This window comes from Streptomyces sp. NPDC015130 (assembly GCF_043080005.1).
Taxonomy (GTDB): Bacteria; Actinomycetota; Actinomycetes; order Streptomycetales; family Streptomycetaceae; genus Streptomyces.
This window is the reverse complement of the sequence record NZ_JBIBVC010000021.1, coordinates 70,469-87,428: the sequence shown is the minus strand read 5'-3', so window position 1 is coordinate 87,428 and position 16,960 is coordinate 70,469. Positions and strand designations below refer to the sequence as shown.

Sequence of the window (16,960 nt, the reverse complement as noted above, 5' to 3'; positions counted from 1 at the left end):
GGGACTCCCGCACCTACCCGGGGTACGGGTCCCGCAACCGCACACGCCCCGGGGTGCGCGAGTCCCGCTCACACACTCAGGGGTACGTGAATCCCGCACCCGCACACAGCCACGGGCCCGCGTTGAGTACCCCTAAAGCGGCCGACCCGGATGGTTTCCGTCGGGCCGGGCGCCGATCGTGGAGGGCGGGGGAAACCACCCGCCGTCTCGGGAGAGCCGATGTCCATCAGCCCGCGCCTCAGCCCGGTCGTCCTCGCCGAGGACCGGCCCGTCCTCCACCCGCAGGACCGACGACAGGACCCGTCGTACCCGGAGCGGCGGACCGCCGGCTGCCTGACGGTCGCGACCGCGGCCTCGGTGCCGGCCCTGCGCCGGTTCGCCCGGGGCGTGGCGGCCTGCTGGGGCCTGCCGGCCGGGATCGACGACGCCCTGCGCCTCGTGGTCAGCGAGCTCGTCGGCAACGCGGTGCGGCACAGCGGCGGCCCCGAGGTCGCCCTGCTGCTCTCCGCCGACCTCTCGACACTCGCCGTGGAGGTCAGGGACAACGGCCGGTGGCGGCCGCGTGCGGGCCGCCCCCGGCCCGAAGGGGAGCTCGCCTGCGGCGGCCGCGGCCTGGACATCGTCGAGGCCTGCGCGCTGCGCTGCACGGTCCACGCGAGGAACGGCGGCACCCGGGTGGTCGCCGAGCTCTCGCTGAGGGACTGAGCGGGCACCCGGGGTGACGGTGGCCGTGAGCCCGGCGGGCCCGGACAGCGAGGGGTGACCGGCGACGGCGGCCGGGGAGCACCGCTCGTCCTCTATGCTTTTGGACGGCCCGCGGGGCGGTGGCCCGTCGCCGTGTGCGGCAAGCGATCACCACGACCCCTGGGAACGAGCCGAGACTCCCAGGAGAAGTGAGGTATGTCGGTGATCTGCGTCGGAGGCATGATCGGGATCGGCAAGACGAGCGTCGCCGAGCTGCTCGCGAAGGAGTTGGGCAGCCAGGTCTTCTACGAGAGCGTCGAGGACAACCCGATACTCCCGCTCTTCTACACGGCGAGCCCCGAGGAGATCCAGGCCAAGCGCTACCCCTTCCTCCTCCAGCTGTACTTCCTGCAGACGCGGTTCGCCTCGATCAAGGCCGCGTACCACCAGGACGACAACGTCCTGGACCGGTCCATCTACGAGGACTGGTACTTCGCCAAGGTCAACCACGACCTGGGCCGGATCAGCTCCCTCGAGATGCAGGTGTACGAGGGCCTGCTCGACGAGATGATGCGCGAGATCGACGGCCTGCCGTACCGCAAGGCGCCCGACCTCATGGTCTACCTCAAGGCGGACTTCGACACGGTGCTGCACCGCATCGGGCTGCGGGGCCGCGACTTCGAGCAGGACGACAGCCTCGTCGAGTACTACCGGACGCTGTGGTCCGGCTACGACGACTGGGTGCACGAGCACTACTCGGCCAGCGACGTCCTCGTCGTCGACATGAACCGCACCGACGTCGTGAACAACCCCGAGGACGCGGCCCGCGTCGTACGGGAGGTCGAGGAGGCCCTGGCCGCGGCCCGGCAGCGTCGGGTCTGACGGGCGGGCGTGGTGTTACGCGACTGCCGGACCGCTCGGCGGCCGGACCTTCTGCACCCATCGGTACGGGCACGGCTGGGGCCGGTCGCCGTGCTCGCCGCGCTCGTGGTCGTCGTACTCGGGCTGCTGTACGCCGGCGCCGGTGAGCCCGGCGCGGTGGACGCGCGGCTCTCGGCGTCGATCGACCGTGCGGGGCCGACGTGGCGGCACGTCGCCCTGGCCACGGACTTCCTGGGCGAGCCCCTCGGGGCGGCGGCGCTCGTCGCGACCGCCCTGGCGGGCTGCCTGGCGCTGCGCGGCCCTCGCGCGGCGGTGCTCGTCGTGGCCGCCACCGGCATCAGCGTGGGGGCGACGAAGTTGCTCAAGCCCGTGGTGGGACGGACCATCCACGGCGAGAACCTCTCGTTCCCCAGCGGGCACACCGCCTTCCTCACCGCCTTCGCCCTCGTGGTGGCGCTGCTCGCGACCCGCCGGCTCGGCCCGGGCCGGCCGGCCGTCACGGCCCTCGTGCTCACCGCGACGCTGCTCGCCGGCGGTGCCATGGGCTGGGCGCAGGTCCTCCTGGGCGCGCACTACCCGACCGATACGCTCGGCGGCTTCTGCACCGCGCTCGCGGTCGTACCGGCGACCGCCTGGCTGGTCGACCGGACGGCCGACCGGCGGGCGGGCCGGCGGGCGCTGCGGAGGCCGGACCCGCGCCCACAGCCGGCGGCCGACCGACAGGCCGACCGGACCGCCGACCGACAGGCCGACCGGTCCGATCGGTCCGATCGGCCGCAGGGCCGCTGACGCTACGTCACACCGTGCGGCGGAACACGGGCTTCACCGGGCGACCGGCCAGCCATGGGGTGGGGTCCGCGGCGTCCAGCGCCTTCCGGTACACCGCACACGCCTGGGCCACCGCGTCGACGGTGTGGTCGATGTCGGCGTCGCTGAGCGCGCTGCTCACGACGAACGACGGCGCCAGGACTCCGCCCGCCAGGAGGCGGCGCAGGAACAGCGTGCGGTACTCCTGGGAGGGCTGCCCGTTCTCGTCCAGGGTGGCGAAGACCAGGTTGCTGGCCCGGCCCCGGACGACGACGTGCTCGCCCACGCCCATGGCGGCCGCGGCGTTGCGGACCCCGGCGGCCAGGCGCTCGCCGAGGGCGTGGAGCCGCGCGGTGACGTCCTCCTCGGTGTAGATGGTCTGCACGGCCATCGCTGCCGCCAGCGAGTGCGTCTCCGCGCCGTGGGTGGTGGACAGCAGGAAGACCCGCTCGCCGGAGTGACGCAGCCCGCCCCACTCCATCAGGTCCCGGCGTCCGGCCAGGGCGGAGACGGCGAAGCCGTTGCCCAGCGCCTTGCCGAAGGTGGAGAGGTCGGGGACGACGCCGTACAGGCCCTGGGCGCCCGCCTCCGACCAGCGGAAGCCGGTGATCATCTCGTCGAAGACCAGGACGCAGCCGTGCCGGTCGGCCAGTTCGCGCAGCCCGGCGAGGTACCCGGGCGGTGGCTCGGTGTGGGTGGCGGGTTCGAGGACCAGGCAGGCGACCTCGTCCGCGTACCGGCCCAGCAGCTCCTCGGTGGCGGCCAGGTCCCCGTAAGGGAACGACAGGGTGAGCTCGTTCGTCCCGTCCGGGATGCCGGCGGACATCGGCGTGGTGCCGATGAACCAGTCGTCGGTGGAGAAGAAGGGATGGTCGCCGCAGAGGGCCACACGCGACCGGCCGGTGACGGCGCGGGCCAGGCGCACCGCGGCGGTGGTCGCGTCGGAGCCGTTCTTCGCGAACTTCACCATCTCGGCGGTCGGTACGGTGGCGAGGAAGCGCTCCGCCGCCTCGACCTCCACGAAGGACGGCCGGACGAAGTTGCTGCCGCGGTCGAGCTCCCGCCGCACCGCCTCGACCACGCGCGGGTGGGCGTGGCCGAGGCTGACCGACCGCAGGCCGGAGCCGTACTCGACGTAGCGGTTGCCGTCCACGTCCCACACGTGCGCGCCGCGGCCGTGGCTGATGACCGGAGCCAGGTCCTCGGGGTACTGGTCGTCGCCCTTGGCGTAGGTGTGCGCGCCCCCGGGGATCAGGGCGTGCAGCCGCTCGTTCGCCTCCCGTGAGCGGGGAAGGACGAGCCCGCCGGTGTCTTCGGTGTCCACGTCGGCCTCAGCTCCCCATCTGCTTCAGGACCTCGGCGAGGCGCGGGGCCTCCCGGTCCCGTGCGGACACCGACGTGGCCGGCAGCGGCCAGGGAATGGCGAGTTCCGGGTCGTCGAAGGCGATCGTCACGTCCTCGGCCGGATCGTGCGGGCGGTCGATCCGGTACGAGGTGTCGGCCGTCCCGGTCAGCGCCTGGAAGCCGTGGGCGCACCCCGCCGGGATGTACAGGGTCGTCTGCGTCTCGTCGGACAGCTCGAAGAAGGCCCTGTTCCGGTACGTCGGCGAGTCCGCCCGCAGGTCGACGACGACGTCGAAGATCCTGCCGTACGAGCACCGTACGAGTTTGGCCTCGCCGGCGCCGGAGCGCAGGTGCAGGCCGCGCAGCACGCCCCGGGCCGAGCGGGACAGGCTGTCCTGGACGAAGGCGTGCGGGTCGAGACCCACCGAGCGGACGACGTCGGCGTCGAAGGTACGGCTGAAGAAGCCGCGCTCGTCGGCGTACGGCGTCGGCTCGAACAGGTACGCGCCGGCGATGTCCGGGACTTCGGTCGCTTTCATGGAGCCTTCCGAGAGGTGAGCGTGTGGGTCCGGGTGCCGGTGGCCCCCGGGAAGAGGGCCTTCGTCAACGCCGCGAGGTGTGCGCGGAGTTGGTGTGTGGCGGTCAGGTTCCGCTCGGTCAGCGTCCGGCGCAGCTCCGCCGACCGCTTCTCCAGCTCCCGGAACTGTGCGAGCAGCCGGTCGGCGTCGACCTCGCGCGCCGGGTGGCAGTACGCGGCGAGCCCCATCCGGGCCATGAGCGCGTCGCTCTTCGCCGCGTAGCTGAGCGCGAGCGTCGGCGTACCGGCCTTCAGCGCGCAGACCAGGTTGTGGTACCGGGTCGCCACCACGGTGTCGGCGGCGGCCGTCTCCTTCATCAGGTCGGCGAGCGAGGCGGTCTCGGCGGCCGTGACCAGCGGTGAGTCCACCGCTTCGAGGATCGCGGCGACCACCGTCGCGTCGCACGCGTCGCCGGTGAGCAGCCGGACCGGTCTGCCGTCCTCGACCAGCGCGCGGACGAAGCGGGTCGTGCCGTCGAGGTAGCGCCGGTGGATCTCCTCGGCCCGCGCGCGGTCGTCGTTGCCGCCGTGGAAGTCCATGACGCCCACGCAGACCGTCCCCGGCGCGTCCGAGGGGGTGCTCGCCTGCGGTGCCGACAGGGCGAAGGCGAGGTCCGGGTGGACCTCGTCGCGCCCGGTGTCCACGCCCATCGCCCGCATCGCGTCACGCGACTGGTCGTCCCGGTACGAGCGGTACGCGGCGAGCCGCGCCGACCAGCGCACCAGGGCCCGGGTCGGCCGGTCGCCGATCGGACCGGCGCCGACCCCGACCAGCGCCACCCGGGTGCCGAACACCCGGCCGCTCGCGCAGAGCAGGAACAGGGAGTACGGGAAGCCCCACGGCCGCAGCGGCAGCGTGGCCTCCAGGACGCCCATGCCCGGCACGATCACCACCTCGTGCCGGCGCACCCAGGAGGCGGTGCGGGCGACGTCGACGAGCTTGCCCAGCCCCTTCGCCGCGACCGCGCCGGCCCGCGACGCCGTCCGGTACTCCCCGCGGTTCCAGTGCAGCCGCGTCGCAGGGATCCCGTACCGGGCCGTGACGACCTCGGGTCCGCCGCACAGCGCGTCCACGACCGCGTCCGGGTGCTCGGCGCGGAGGTACCCGAGCACGGCCTCCAGCGATCCGTCGTTGCCGAGGTTGCCGGAGCCGAGAAGGCCGAACACCCCGACGCGTACGGGGCTCCCACCGGTGGACGTCACCCACGTCCCCTCTCACGGCCCTCACGGCCGGCGACGAGGGCGTCGACCGAGACCGTCAGCCGGCTCGGGTCGACCGGGGCGCGGTCCTCGACCCGCTCGCCCGCGCCCGGCCGGGCCCGGCTGCTCATCCACTCGCCCAGGTGCCGGTAGCACGCGCGCCGGTCGGCCGCGGACAGCGGCGCCCGCCGGATTGCCGCGACGAAGCCCCACACGTACTCGGCGAGCAGCCGGGGCGTCGGGTGCAGCGCGCCCGCCCGGCGCGGGTCCAGGTTGACGCAGCGGGAGCGCTTGGAGGGGTTCGCCCGCTCGGCGCGGGTCGGGTGGTCGCGGCGGAAGTACAGCAGCTCCGGCACCTGGTGGAAGGGCCCGTTCAGGCCGATCTCGGCGACGAACGTGCGGTCCGCGTGGTGGTAGCTGTCGTGCGGCCGGACCCGGCGCAGCACGTCGGCCCGCATCACCCCGTAGAAGTCGTCGCCGCCGGGCTCGAACAGCATGCTGCGGAAGCGCTCCGGCGCGCTGGGGGAGGCGGTGGCCAGTCCGTACTCGTACGGGACCTTCACCTGGCCGTCGCCGTCGATGACCGCCTGGTCGGCGTGGGCGAGGATCACGTCCGGCCGCTCGTCCAGCGCCTCCACGCAGCGCCGCAGCAGGTCGCGGGCGTACAGGTCGTCGTGCGAGGCCCACTTGAAGAGCTCGCCGCGGCACTCGGTGAACACGTAGTTGTGGTTCGGCGCGGCGCCGATGTTCCGGAGCAGCCGGATGTACCGGATGCGCGGGTCCCGCGCGGCGTAGTCGCGGCAGATCTCCTGCGTCCCGTCGGTCGAGGCGTTGTCGGAGATGACCAGCTCGAAGTCCGTGTAGGTCTGGCCGAGCAGGGCGTCGAGGGACTCGGCGAGGTACTCCTCGCCGTTGTAGACGGGCAGCCCGATGCCGAGCCGGGGGTGGGCGGTCATGACGTCCTCACTTCGGTGATCGGTTCTTGGTGGTGCTCGCGCAGGGCGGAGCGCAGCTCCAGCCACCACACGGCCGAGCTTCCGACGGTCGCGGCGGCGACGCCCCAGGCCGAGCCGACCGCGCCGCCCGCGACGGCTCCGCCGAGCCCCCCGCCGACGTACAGCGCGGAGGCGAACAACTGGCAGCGCAGGCTGCGCCGGGCCGCGCCGAGCGCGCGCAGTCCGGCCGCCGCGCCGGTGCCGAGGCTGGCGCCGGCGACGCCGAGCGTGGCCGGCAGGACGAGCTGGGATGCGGAGTGCCAGACACCGCCGAGCACGAGCTCGCCCGGCCGGTCCGGTACGAGGAGCAGCGCCCCGCCCCAGAGGACCGCGGCGGCTGCCTGCCCGCCGCCCAGCAGGAGGCAGAACGCGCCGAGGCGGTGCGAGGCCTGACGCAGGACCCGGGCCGCCTCGGCGACGGTGACGAGCGACAGGCCCATCAGCACGGCGAGGAACGGGCCGAGGAGCAGTTCGGCGCCCCGGACCGCGCCCACCGCGCCGAGCCCGGCGATCGCGCCGAGCCCGTAGGCCCGCACCTGGCTCGCGCCGCTGAGGCTGACGTTCTCGACCAGGTACCGGGAGCCGAGGTCGCGCTGCTCGCGGAGCCAGTCGAGGACCCCCGTCGGCCGGGGCCGGATGCCGGACTGGAAGCAGCCGTACACCGCGGCCACGGCGGCCGAGCCGCCCCAGGCGAGCACGAAGGCGGCCACGCTGCCCACGCGGGCCGCCACGACCATGGCCGGGACGAGCGCGACGCCCCACACCACGTCGTTGACGAAGGCCTTCCGCCCCGCGCCGGCCGCGAAGAACGCGAACCGCCAGGCGTCCTGGAGGAGGAGCCCCGGCAGCGCGAGACCGAGGCAGACGAAGGCCGTCCCCAGCTCGCCGCCGAGTACCGGACCGGCCGCCAGGCACGCCACGCCGATCGCGGCGCCGACGCCGAGCGCCGTACCCGAGGAGCGGGCCACCGCCCCGCGCCAGGACGCTTCCGGAACGCCGCTGAAACGCACCACGAGGGGGTCGGTGGCCAGCCCGCGGGCGACGTTGAGCACGACGCCGTAGGTCACCCAGGCGAGACTGAACACGCCGAACGCGGCCAGCCCGAGCGAGCGGGCCACGTAGATCCCCACCGCGAAGTTGGTCATGCTGGAGGCCGCCTGGTCGGCCAGCCCCCAGGACAGCCGGCCGACGATCGCCCGCCGGGCGGACCCGGCGGGGCGCGCCTGCTTCTCCCCCTCGGTGGTGGTCATCGCGTCACTCCTTGATCAGTCCGGCGCCGAGCAGGGCGTCGGCCGCGGCGGCCACGGTGCCGAAGGGCAGCCCGGACCGCTCGGCGACGTCCAGCAGACTGTGCTCGCCGTCCGAGAGGTTGAGCACCCAGAGCATGGCCATCTGCGCCTGCCGGGTGTCACTGCGCCCGCCGAGCGCCTCGTACAGGCCCCGGCGGCCCAGCTGCGGTTCGCCGTACGGGCTGAGGTTGACGTACCGCCGGTCGCGGTCGAGCACGCCGAAGGCCTCGCGGCAGACGGCGAGCGTGTCGGCCAACGCCTCCGGGGAGACGAAGTCCGGGTTGTCCGCCGAGGTGTGGTACTCGGGATAGCCGGCGTACGGGGTGCGGGTGAGCGAGCCCACGCCGAGGTCGAACCCGGGCGAGCAGTACTGCCGCTCGTCGTAGCCGTACGGAGTGAACTCGTTGATCCGGTGCGGGCGTTCGGACGCGGCGAGCACGTACCGCAGCACCCGGTCGATGCCCGCGTCGCCGCGCCTGCTCTGCTTGTACGTCAGATCGCCCCGGTCGCCCGCGCAGGCCAGCACGAGGCCGTGCTTGACCCGGTCCACCCGCTCCGCGTTGCGGGCCAGCCAGGTGATCGCCCCGATGGTGCCCGGGGCGAAGATGAACCGGTAGGTGTGGTAAGGCTGTTGCTCCGCCAGCGCCCGGGCCAGGAACACCGCCACCGCGACGCCGGCCATGTTGTCGTTGGCCAGCGCCGGGTGGCAGACGTGACAGGAGACGATCACCTCGTCGGCGACCTGCCCGGGGACCACGTGCTCCGCGTAGGTGAGGTGGCCGTCGGCGAGCGTGGAGTCCACGCACACCTCGTAGTCCCCGTCCGGCAGCCCGTCCAGGGTCTCCTGGGACAGGCAGAACCCCCACTCCGGCTTGTAGTAGCTGGTGCGGTACGGCACCCAGGACGGGTGCTCCGGCAGGGTGTGCAGATGCCCGCGCAGCTCGGACAGCGGCATCGTCGCCGACACCGGCACGCTGTAGCCGAGCACGTGCAGGCTGGACTCGGCGAAGTCGACGACCCGCCTGCCGGTGGAGTCCGCGATGTACGCGTCGCGGATGTTCCACTCCTGCGGCACCGTCCAGTCGAGCACCCGCGTGCCGGTCGGCACCTCGTGCACCTGGAGCGGCAGGTACTCGCCGACGATGTCCAGGGTGGCGCGCACACCGTCGCCGGTGATGCTCCGGCAGAGCGGGTACAACCGCTCCACCAGCGCGTGCATCTCCGCGCCGGGCCCCGTCACCGGCGCCACCGCAGCGTGTCGTCGACCGCGCCGGACTCGGACGTCGCGCGCAGCACCGCGAGCCGGGTGAAGCGCCGCTCGAAGTCCTCCCGGGTCAGCCCGTGCTTCCGGTAGGCGTCGGCGAGTTCGAGCGCGCCCCGCTTCACCGTCCACTCGCAGTCGAAGCCGGGGACCGCCGTGCGGAACCGGGAGAAGTCCACCCGGTACGACCGCGGATCGGCGCCGTTCTCCCCGGTGATCCGCACCTGCGAGCCGGGCACGGCCTCGGCGACCTGCTCGGCGATCTCGGCGACCGTGACGTTGTTGACCTCGCTGCCGATGTTGAACGCCCGGTCGTGCACCGCCTCGCGCGGCGCGGTCAGCGCGGCCGCGAAGGCCCGCGCGATGTCGGCGGCGTGCACCAGCGGGCGCCAGGGCGTGCCGTCGGAGAGCACGAGGACCTCGCCGGACAGCAGCGCGTGGCCCACCAGGTTGTTCAGCACGATGTCGGCGCGCAGCCGGGGCGAGTAGCCGAAGGCGGTGGCGTTGCGCATGTACACCGGGCTGAAGTCCCCGTCGGCCAGCGCGTGCAGGTCGTCCTCCACCCGCACCTTGGACTCCGCGTACGGCGTCACCGGGCGCAGCGGGGCGTCCTCGGCGACCAGGTCGGCGCCGCCGGCGGCGCCGTAGACCGAGCACGTCGACGCGTACAGGAAGCGCCGCACCCCGGCGTCACGGGCCAGCTCGGCGAGCCGGACGGAGGCGTGGTGGTTGATGTCGTAGGTGAGCTGCGGCGCCAGCGAGCCCAGCGGGTCGTTGGAGAGCGCGGCCAGATGGATCACGGCGTCCACACCGGCCACGTGCTCGGCCGTCACGTCGCGCAGGTCCACCCGGTGCCCCCGCGGGTCCGCGGGCGTCGGGCCGAGCACGGAGTCGGCGAACAGGCCGGAGTCGAGGCCGACGACCTCGTGCCCGGCGGCCGCCAGGACGGGGGCCATGACGGTGCCCAGATAGCCCTGGTGCCCGGTCAGCAGTACGCGCAAGGTTCATTCCCCCAGGTCGAGAGTGAGTTTGGTGATGTCGAACGCCTCGGCGTAGCGCGCGTGGCATTCGATGCCGCGGATCCGGGCGAGCCCGAGGAAGGCCTCCCGGTCGTACCACGGACGGTGCCGCTGCGAGGGGTAGTGCTCCTGCAGCAGCCGTACCTTCTCCTCGGCCGTCTCCGGTGACAGCGGCTGGTAGGCCGTCGGACGGCCGAGGTCGCCGTCCCACTTGACGATCTCGTAGCCGAGCACGAGGTGGTCGCGGAACGCCGTGGTCATGAGCCGTGCCAGGCCCCGGTGGTCCTGGTGCGCGTCCTCGGTGCGCGGGGCGAGGACCACGTCGGGCTCGGTCCGCCCGCGCAGTTCCTCGACCGCGCGCTTGGCCTCGTCCCAGTGCGCGGGCAGCCGGCCGTCCGGCAGCTTGTGCACGGTCAGCCGCAGGTCGGCGCCCGGGCAGAAGGCGGCCAGCGCGGCCCGCTCCTCGTCCTCCCGCTCGCCGCCCCCGCCGGAGAGCACCAGCGCGTCGACGCGGATCCCCGGCCGCGCGAGGCACAGCGTGAGCAGCGTGCCGCCCGCGCCGATGGCGATGTCGTCGCAGTGCGCGCCCACCGCGACGATCCGGTCCAGGCGCCCGACCCCGAGCCGGATCACGCGTGGACCCCGGCGCCGGCCCGGCCGCCGCTCGCGCCCGCGCCGTCCCGCTCCCACACGGCCCAGGGGCGGTCGCCCCGGGCGTAGGCCTCGTCGAGCGCGGCCCGCTCCTTCACCGTGTCGGTCGGCTTCCAGAAGCCGCGGTGCCGGTGCGCCACGAGCCGGCCCTCCTTGGCCAGGGCTGCGCAGCCGTCGGCGACCAGGTCCCCGTTCTCCGGGATGTGGTCGAAGACCTCCTGGCGGAGCACGAAGTAGCCGCCGTTCTCCCACAGCGGCAGTTCGCTGACCGCGGTGATGCCGTCCACCAGATTGTCCTCGCCCAACTCCACGCAGTGGAAGGAGGACTGCGGCGGCACCACCGTCATCGAGGCGCCGGCGTCGCGCCGGGAGAAGTTCTCGATCATCTCCGGCAGCGGGGCGTCGGTGAGCACGTCGGCGTAGTTGGCGAGGAACATCTCGTCGCCCTCCAGATGGTGCCGCACCCGGCGCAGCCGTTCCCCGATCGGCGACTCGATGCCGGTCTGGGCGAAGGTGATCGTCCAGTCGGCGATGTCGGTGGACAGCAGCTCGGTCCGCCCGCCGCGCAGCACGAAGTCGTTGGACGTCGTCTCCTCGTAGTTGAGGAAGAAGTCCTTGATGTGGTGCGCCCCGTACCCCAGGCACAGGATGAACTCCTTGTGCCCGTAGTGCGCGTAGTAGCGCATGACGTGCCAGATCAGTGGCCGCGGGCCGACCATCGCCATCGGCTTGGGCACGTCGTCGGAGGCGCCGTTGCGCATCCGCATCCCGTAACCGCCGCAGAACAGCACGACCTTCACGGCTTGACCTCCACAATGCTCAGCTCCGGTATGGGGAAGACCAGTCGGCCGCCCCACTCGTGCACGAAGGACAGCTGCTCGACCAGCTCGGCCCGCAGGTTCCACGGGAGGACGAGGACGTAGTCCGGCCGGTCGGCGGCGATCCGCTCGGGCGGCAGGATCGGGATGCGGGTGCCCGGGGTGAACCTGCCGTGCTTGTACGGGTTCCGGTCGACCGTGTACGCGAGCAGGTCGGGCCGGATGCCGCAGTGGTTGAGCAGGGTGTTGCCCTTGCCAGGGGCGCCGTAGCCGACGACCGTCTCGCCGCGCTCGGCCGCCTCGATGAGAAACTTCAGCAGGTCCCGGCGCACCTTGGCGACCCGGGCGGAGAACTCGGCGTACCCCGCCAGCTCCTGGAGCCCGGCCGCCTTCTCCCGGTCGAGGACCTCGGACACCCGCCCGGACGGCTCGCCGGCCACCTCGGCCGGCCGGGCCCACAGCCGGATCGACCCGCCGTGCGTCGGCAGCAGCTCGACGTCGACCAGTGTCAGTCCGCCGCTCGCGAGCGCCCGGATCGCCGACGCGACCGTGTAGTACTGGAAGTGCTCGTGGTAGATCGTGTCGTACTGGTTCTCCTCGATGAGGGTCAGCAGGTGCTGCACCTCGATCGAGACCCAGCCGTCGTCGGCGACCAGGGCGCGCAGCCCCCGGGTGAAGCCGACCACGTCGGGGATGTGCGCGTACACGTTGTTGGCCACGACCAGGTCCGCCGGGCCGTGCTCGGCGCGGACGGCCGAGCCGGTCTCCGGGCTCAGGAACTCCGTGACCGTGGGGACGCCCGCCTCCCGCGCCGCGGCTCCGACGTTCACCGACGGCTCGACGCCGAGGCAGCGGATCCCCCGGTCCACCACGTGCTTCAGCAGGTAGCCGTCGTTGCTCGCGACCTCCACCACGAAGGAGTCGCCGCCCAGACCGAGCCGCTCCACGGCGTCGTCGACGAACGTGCGCGCGTGCTCCACCCAGGACGTCGAGTACGAGGAGAAGTAGGCGTACTCCTGGAACGTCTCCTCCGGCGTGATCAGCGGCGGGATCTGCGCCAGCCAGCAGTCGGTGCAGACCCGCAGGTGCAGCGGGTACGCCGGCTCCGGCAGGTCCAGCCGGTCCGCGGCGAGAAAGCTCTCGCACGGCGGGGTCGCCCCGAGGTCGACGACGCTCGCCAGCGCCGCCGAGCCGCAGAGTCGGCATCGTGTCATCTCATTCCCCCATCCCGCTCGCGGCGGTTCCCCGCCGCGAGCCCGTGTTCTCGTCCCCTGGCGGCGGGCCGTCCCCGCCGCCGGACCGCCCCGCTGTCGCGGCGCGGTACTCCTCCACCAGGCGCTCCAGCCCGACGGCCGGGCTGAAGTGCCGCTCGTAGCGGCGCCGGGCCGCCCGTCCCATCTCCCGGTTGCGGTCCGGCTCGGTCGCGACCCGGCGCAGGCGAGACGCGAGCGAGGCGGGATCGCCCGGCGCGTGCAGCAGCCCGGTCACCCCGTCCTCGACGAGCTCGACGAAGGCGCCGTGCCCGGCGGCGACGGCCGGGACCCCCGCGGCCATCGCCTCCGCGACGACCAGGCCGAACGTCTCCAGTGACATCGAGGGAGCCACCACGGCGACCGACCGCTCGACGGCCCGCCGGCACTGGGCGGGGTCGTACAGGCCGACGTACCGCACGTCCTCCCGGCCCGCCGCCCAGGCGGACACCTCGCCCTCCAGCGGCCCCGCGCCCGCGATCACGAGCGGCACGCCCACGCCGCCGTCCGCCGCGAGCAGGTCCCACGCGTCCATGAGCAGCCGCAGGCCCTTGGTCTCCGCGAGCCGGCCGAGGAAGAGCAGGTGCTCGCCGGCGCCGGTCCGGGTGGTGCCCGGGTCGGGTACGAAGTTGTGCTTCACCACCAGCCGCTCGGGCGGCATGCCGGACCGCACCAGGACGTCGCGCTGCGCGCCGGAGATGCAGAAGAACCGCTCCACGCCGCTCCACCAGCGCCGCCGGTTGACCGAGAGGCCGACCGCGAGCGGAACCGTCGCGAGCCGGGAGTTCCGGTAGCAGCCGTGCCGGACGGCCGGCAGCGCCGTCGCCGTCCCGACGCACTCGGTGCACGGCTGGCCGTCCCGGTGCAGCGTGCCGGGCGGGCAGACCTGGGTGTAGTTGTGCAGCGTGGCGACGACGGGCACCCCGGCGTCGGCGCAGGCCGCGAGCACCGCCGGCGACAGCAGCGGGAAGACGTTGTGGACGTGCACCACGTCCGGCCGCTCGGCGCGCAGCCGAGCGGTGAGCTCCGTGCGGACCGCGGGGTTCCACGGGACGAGGAGCGGCACCGCGACCTTGCCGAGGAGCGACCGGCCGGCGATGTCGTCGCTGCGCCGCTCGAAGAGGTCGACCCGGTGGCCGGCCGCGCGCAGCAGCCCCACCTCTTCGTCGACCACCCTGTTCTCGCCGCTCGGCTGCGCCGAGGAATAGCGGTTGTGCACGACAAGGACATGCATGCTCAGGTCACCTCCGGGCCCATCGCGGGACACGTCGTCGGGAAACTCCGGCCGCGGGCGGGGCCGTGGGGACGGGTACGGAAAGGGGTGCGTCGCTCTTCGGCGCGCTCTTCGGCGCGGTCTCCGGCGCGGTCTTCGGCGCGGGAAGGTGCGGGGCCGCCGGGGCCGGGGCCACGAGCAGCGAGGCGGCCAGCGCCAGGTGCAGCAGGTACGCGGAGGCGTCGCCGAGACCGACCTCGGTGTACGAGGAGATCCCGCAGTAGCTGATCAGGAAGATCGCGCAGGCCCTCGGCAGCGACGGCGGCCGCAGCAGCGCGACGGCGCCCAGCACGGTGACCATCGCCGCCACGATGCCGACGCCGACGAGACCCTGCTCGTGGTAGACGGCCAGCCAGCTGTTGTCGATCGGCAGTCCGTCGAAGGACTTGTCGCCGAGTCCGGTGCCGAACGCCCGCTCCCCGAGCGTCCGGGGCGCCCCGAGGAGCGCGTCCCAGACCTTGGCCCGGCCGGTGAGGTTGGAGAAGTTCTCCTGGCTCTGTCCGCGCAGGAACCAGGACTGCAGCGCGGAGCTGAACACCACCGCGGCCACCGTGGCGCACAGCACCGCCCAGGCGAAGACCCGGCGGGCGGCGGGGCTGGTCAGGAGCAGCGAACCGATCGCCAGCGTCAACGCGATGATCAGCCCGAGCGTGGCCGTCCGGGTGTGGGTCATGGCGAGCAGGACGAGCGCCGGCACGACGATCACCGCCGCACCGGCCCCGGTGGTCCGGCGGCCCAGCAGCATGAGCACGGTGAGCCCGATGACCACCGCGGCGTACTGGCCGATCTGCGGCGGGGTCAGCGGCCACAGCGAGCCGACGAGGCGCCCGCCGTAGTACTCCGGCATCGCCGTGCCCGGGGCGACGGCCAGCCCGACGGCCACCAGCACGAGCACCGCGAAGTACATGCGGATGTGGTGGCGGACGAACGTGAGGCCGCCGTCCCACCAGCGGCTGAGCAGCCACAGCGTGCCCACGAAGAGGGCCAGCCGGGCGCACCGGAACAGTGCGCCGAGTCCGACCTCCAGGTGCACGCTGGAGATCACGCTCGGCACGAGCAGCAGGGTCAGCAGGAAGACGAAGGCACTGGCCCGGAAGCGCAGCCGGGGATTGACGAGGAGTGCCAGGGCGAACGCGGCGACCAGCGCGCCCATCGTGAGCATCTGGATGAGGGAGCGCGGGATCGGGACGACGGTCTTCGCCCCGGCGGAGCCGAGCGTGTTGAGGGCGAGCAGCGCCCAGGCGGTGGCGACGATCTTCGGCGTGTGGTCCGCGGCCACGTCAACCACCGTCCCGTGCGCGGAAGGTGCTGCCCGCGTCCTGCCGGTACGTCGTGCCCCGCCACGCGGCGAGGTCGACCGTCCGGCCGGGGGAGTGGGCGACGAACGTCCACGGTCCGACGTAGACGTTGTCGTACCAGCGGTTCCGCTGCCCGCGGCTGATCGCCTCGGACACCCGCTCGCCCTTGTACGGCGACCAGTCCGGAGCCGTACCGGAGTTGGCCACCACCGCCATCCGGTCGCAGCCCGTCGTGCAGTCGACGGCGGACCGGTCCAGGACGAAGCGGTTGCCGTGGATCTCCACCCGCTGGGTCTTCCACCGGCAGTCGTCGCGGAGCGGCGCGGCGGCGATCGCCGGAGGCGCGCAGCGGGCGGGGTCCTTCACGAGGAGAGTGCAGTATCCGGTCGAGGTGTTGGCCGGGCTGTTGCAGAACCGGTCGGCGTTCTCCCACAGGGTGATCCCGGACCAGTTGTTCTCCAGCACGTTCCCGTGGATCTCGATCCTGTCCGTGCGGGCCGGTACCCGTGGTTCGCCGCCGGACTCGGACACGTAGACGGTCCCGTACGGGAAGTCGTCGCCGTCCTCGGCGTACCCCCGGCCCTCGACCAGGTTGTTCCCCCGGATCGTGTTGTCACGGATGACCGCGTTGTAGCTGGTCTCGTAGATCAGCGCGGCTCCGTCGTTGGCTTCGAGGGTGTTGCCCTCGATACGGAAGTCGTTGTTGTTGGTGTCCGCCCACAGGCCGGCCCCGCGGTTGTCGTGCACCCAGTTGCCGCGGATGTCGGCGCCGTCGACCGCCCAGAACTTGATGCCCCCGGTGCAGCCGCAGCCCGGCTGCCGCCGCTCCCAGTCGTCCGTGTTGTTGCCCACGACCTCGTTGCCCTCGACCACCAGACCCTTGAGGGAGTCGCCGGTCTTGTAGGCGTTCATCCCGTACTGGCCGTTGCGGCGCAGACAGCTGCCCCGGAGCTCCTGGCGGGCTCCGGCCATCAGCCCGGCGCCGGAGTTGTCCTGGATCGTCGTGTGCTCGATCACCCACCCGTCGGCCATGTCGTGGTTGACCACGCCCTCGTTGTTCGGCGCGACGAAGCGCTGCACGGTCAGATGGCGGATGGTGACGTTCCGGGCGGTGCCGCCGAACGCGTACTGGTTGGTCCTGCGGCCGTCGAGCACCGCACCGGGCGCACCGAGGTAGCGGTTCCCCTCCTTGGCCACGACCTGGGCGTAGGGCTCGGGCTCCAGGGTGTGCGTTCCCGGCCGAAGCCAGAACGTGGTGTGCGGGGGGCTGCTCTCGGTCTTCTCGGCCAGGTCGCCGACCACGGCCGGGTCGACCGTCACCGCGCCCGCCGGAGCTTTTGCCGGCCCGGCCACGGGCCGGGCGCAGACCCGGGCCAGGGTGCCGGAGGGCGCACCCACGGCGGAGGGCGCACCGGAGGCGGAGGGTGCACCGGACGCCGAGGACGTACCGGACGCCGAGGGCGCACCGGACGCCGAGGGCGTGCGGGTCTGCTTCGCCGGGGCGTCCGCCGTGCCCGTACAGGCCGTCGCCACCAGCACGAGCAGCACCAGCAGCAGCACCGGAAGCGCCGTCGGCACCCCCAGGTGCCGCCGCTTGTCCACCACGAGCCCC

The 16,960-nt window shown here is 73.2% G+C and carries 16 protein-coding genes; 3 read left to right on the top strand and 13 right to left on the bottom strand.

The window, feature by feature from the left end; translation table 11 throughout:
- The first annotated feature begins 219 nt into the window (after nt 1-219).
- From ACF08F_RS32980 to ACF08F_RS32970, 3 genes are all read left to right on the top strand, one after another.
- Nucleotides 220-705 (top strand): ATP-binding protein, encoded by a 486-nt coding sequence (locus ACF08F_RS32980; RefSeq protein WP_392302204.1) that lies wholly within the window; start codon nt 220-222, stop codon nt 703-705.
- A gap of 195 nt (nt 706-900) precedes the next feature.
- Nucleotides 901-1,566, top strand: a complete 666-nt coding sequence (locus ACF08F_RS32975; RefSeq protein ID WP_392302203.1) for a deoxynucleoside kinase — start codon at nt 901-903, stop codon at nt 1,564-1,566.
- A 9-nt stretch (nt 1,567-1,575) separates the two neighbouring features.
- Entirely contained in the window at nt 1,576-2,355 is a 780-nt protein-coding gene (locus tag ACF08F_RS32970; protein WP_392302202.1) for a phosphatase PAP2 family protein, read from the top strand.
- A gap of 7 nt (nt 2,356-2,362) precedes the next feature.
- Here the strand turns inward: ACF08F_RS32970 and ACF08F_RS32965 are convergent, their stop codons facing one another.
- Genes ACF08F_RS32965 through ACF08F_RS32905 form a run of 13 tightly spaced genes read right to left on the bottom strand, consistent with a single transcriptional unit; the run spans nt 2,363 to nt 16,953 of the window.
- Nucleotides 2,363-3,697, bottom strand: coding sequence for a glutamate-1-semialdehyde 2,1-aminomutase (locus ACF08F_RS32965; protein WP_392302201.1), 1,335 nt, complete (start codon nt 3,695-3,697; stop codon nt 2,363-2,365).
- A 7-nt stretch (nt 3,698-3,704) separates the two neighbouring features.
- Nucleotides 3,705-4,256, bottom strand: coding sequence for a dTDP-4-dehydrorhamnose 3,5-epimerase (gene rfbC / locus ACF08F_RS32960; protein ID WP_392302200.1), 552 nt, complete (start codon nt 4,254-4,256; stop codon nt 3,705-3,707).
- The gene (locus ACF08F_RS32955) at nt 4,253-5,497 is read right to left on the bottom strand and encodes a polysaccharide pyruvyl transferase family protein (RefSeq protein WP_392302199.1); all 1,245 of its coding nucleotides are present in this window, start codon (nt 5,495-5,497) and stop codon (nt 4,253-4,255) included. Before ACF08F_RS32955 ends, rfbC begins: the two co-directional genes overlap by 4 nt.
- The gene (locus ACF08F_RS32950) at nt 5,494-6,450 is read right to left on the bottom strand and encodes a glycosyltransferase family 2 protein (protein ID WP_392302198.1); all 957 of its coding nucleotides are present in this window, start codon (nt 6,448-6,450) and stop codon (nt 5,494-5,496) included. The genes ACF08F_RS32955 and ACF08F_RS32950 overlap by 4 nt, the downstream gene beginning before the upstream one ends.
- Nucleotides 6,447-7,739, bottom strand: coding sequence for a hypothetical protein (locus ACF08F_RS32945; protein ID WP_392302197.1), 1,293 nt, complete (start codon nt 7,737-7,739; stop codon nt 6,447-6,449). Before ACF08F_RS32945 ends, ACF08F_RS32950 begins: the two co-directional genes overlap by 4 nt.
- A gap of 4 nt (nt 7,740-7,743) precedes the next feature.
- Nucleotides 7,744-9,027, bottom strand: coding sequence for a DUF4910 domain-containing protein (locus tag ACF08F_RS32940; RefSeq protein ID WP_392302196.1), 1,284 nt, complete (start codon nt 9,025-9,027; stop codon nt 7,744-7,746).
- Entirely contained in the window at nt 9,015-10,040 is a 1,026-nt protein-coding gene (locus ACF08F_RS32935) for an NAD-dependent epimerase/dehydratase family protein (protein ID WP_392302195.1), read from the bottom strand. Before ACF08F_RS32935 ends, ACF08F_RS32940 begins: the two co-directional genes overlap by 13 nt.
- A gap of 3 nt (nt 10,041-10,043) precedes the next feature.
- On the bottom strand, nt 10,044-10,691 hold the full coding sequence (locus ACF08F_RS32930) for a PIG-L deacetylase family protein (RefSeq protein ID WP_392302194.1): 648 nt from the start codon (nt 10,689-10,691) through the stop codon (nt 10,044-10,046).
- The gene (locus ACF08F_RS32925; RefSeq protein WP_392302193.1) at nt 10,688-11,509 is read right to left on the bottom strand and encodes a glucose-1-phosphate cytidylyltransferase; all 822 of its coding nucleotides are present in this window, start codon (nt 11,507-11,509) and stop codon (nt 10,688-10,690) included. Before ACF08F_RS32925 ends, ACF08F_RS32930 begins: the two co-directional genes overlap by 4 nt.
- Nucleotides 11,506-12,741 carry a class I SAM-dependent methyltransferase gene (locus ACF08F_RS32920; RefSeq protein WP_392302192.1) on the bottom strand — a complete coding sequence of 412 codons (1,236 nt, stop codon included), beginning with the start codon at nt 12,739-12,741 and terminating at the stop codon, nt 11,506-11,508. Before ACF08F_RS32920 ends, ACF08F_RS32925 begins: the two co-directional genes overlap by 4 nt.
- Before the next feature lies 1 nt (nt 12,742).
- Nucleotides 12,743-14,011, bottom strand: coding sequence for a glycosyltransferase (locus ACF08F_RS32915; RefSeq protein ID WP_392302191.1), 1,269 nt, complete (start codon nt 14,009-14,011; stop codon nt 12,743-12,745).
- Between the two features lie 7 nt (nt 14,012-14,018).
- Nucleotides 14,019-15,338, bottom strand: coding sequence for an O-antigen ligase domain-containing protein (locus tag ACF08F_RS32910; protein WP_392302190.1), 1,320 nt, complete (start codon nt 15,336-15,338; stop codon nt 14,019-14,021).
- Nucleotides 15,331-16,953, bottom strand: coding sequence for a right-handed parallel beta-helix repeat-containing protein (locus ACF08F_RS32905; protein WP_392302189.1), 1,623 nt, complete (start codon nt 16,951-16,953; stop codon nt 15,331-15,333). The genes ACF08F_RS32910 and ACF08F_RS32905 overlap by 8 nt, the downstream gene beginning before the upstream one ends.
- Between the last annotated feature and the right edge of the window lie 7 nt (nt 16,954-16,960).

What these genes read in the sequence shown, in the direction of transcription:
- ACF08F_RS32945 (WP_392302197.1), bottom strand. Translation starts at nt 7,739, where the DNA reads ATGACCACCACCGAGGGGGAGAAGCAGGCGCGCCCCGCCGGGTCCGCC.
- ACF08F_RS32975 (WP_392302203.1), top strand. Translation starts at nt 901, where the DNA reads ATGTCGGTGATCTGCGTCGGAGGCATGATCGGGATCGGCAAGACGAGC.
- ACF08F_RS32915 (WP_392302191.1), bottom strand. Translation starts at nt 14,011, where the DNA reads ATGCATGTCCTTGTCGTGCACAACCGCTATTCCTCGGCGCAGCCGAGC.
- ACF08F_RS32980 (WP_392302204.1), top strand. Translation starts at nt 220, where the DNA reads ATGTCCATCAGCCCGCGCCTCAGCCCGGTCGTCCTCGCCGAGGACCGG.
- ACF08F_RS32920 (WP_392302192.1), bottom strand. Translation starts at nt 12,741, where the DNA reads ATGACACGATGCCGACTCTGCGGCTCGGCGGCGCTGGCGAGCGTCGTC.
- ACF08F_RS32950 (WP_392302198.1), bottom strand. Translation starts at nt 6,450, where the DNA reads ATGACCGCCCACCCCCGGCTCGGCATCGGGCTGCCCGTCTACAACGGC.
- rfbC (WP_392302200.1), bottom strand. Translation starts at nt 4,256, where the DNA reads ATGAAAGCGACCGAAGTCCCGGACATCGCCGGCGCGTACCTGTTCGAG.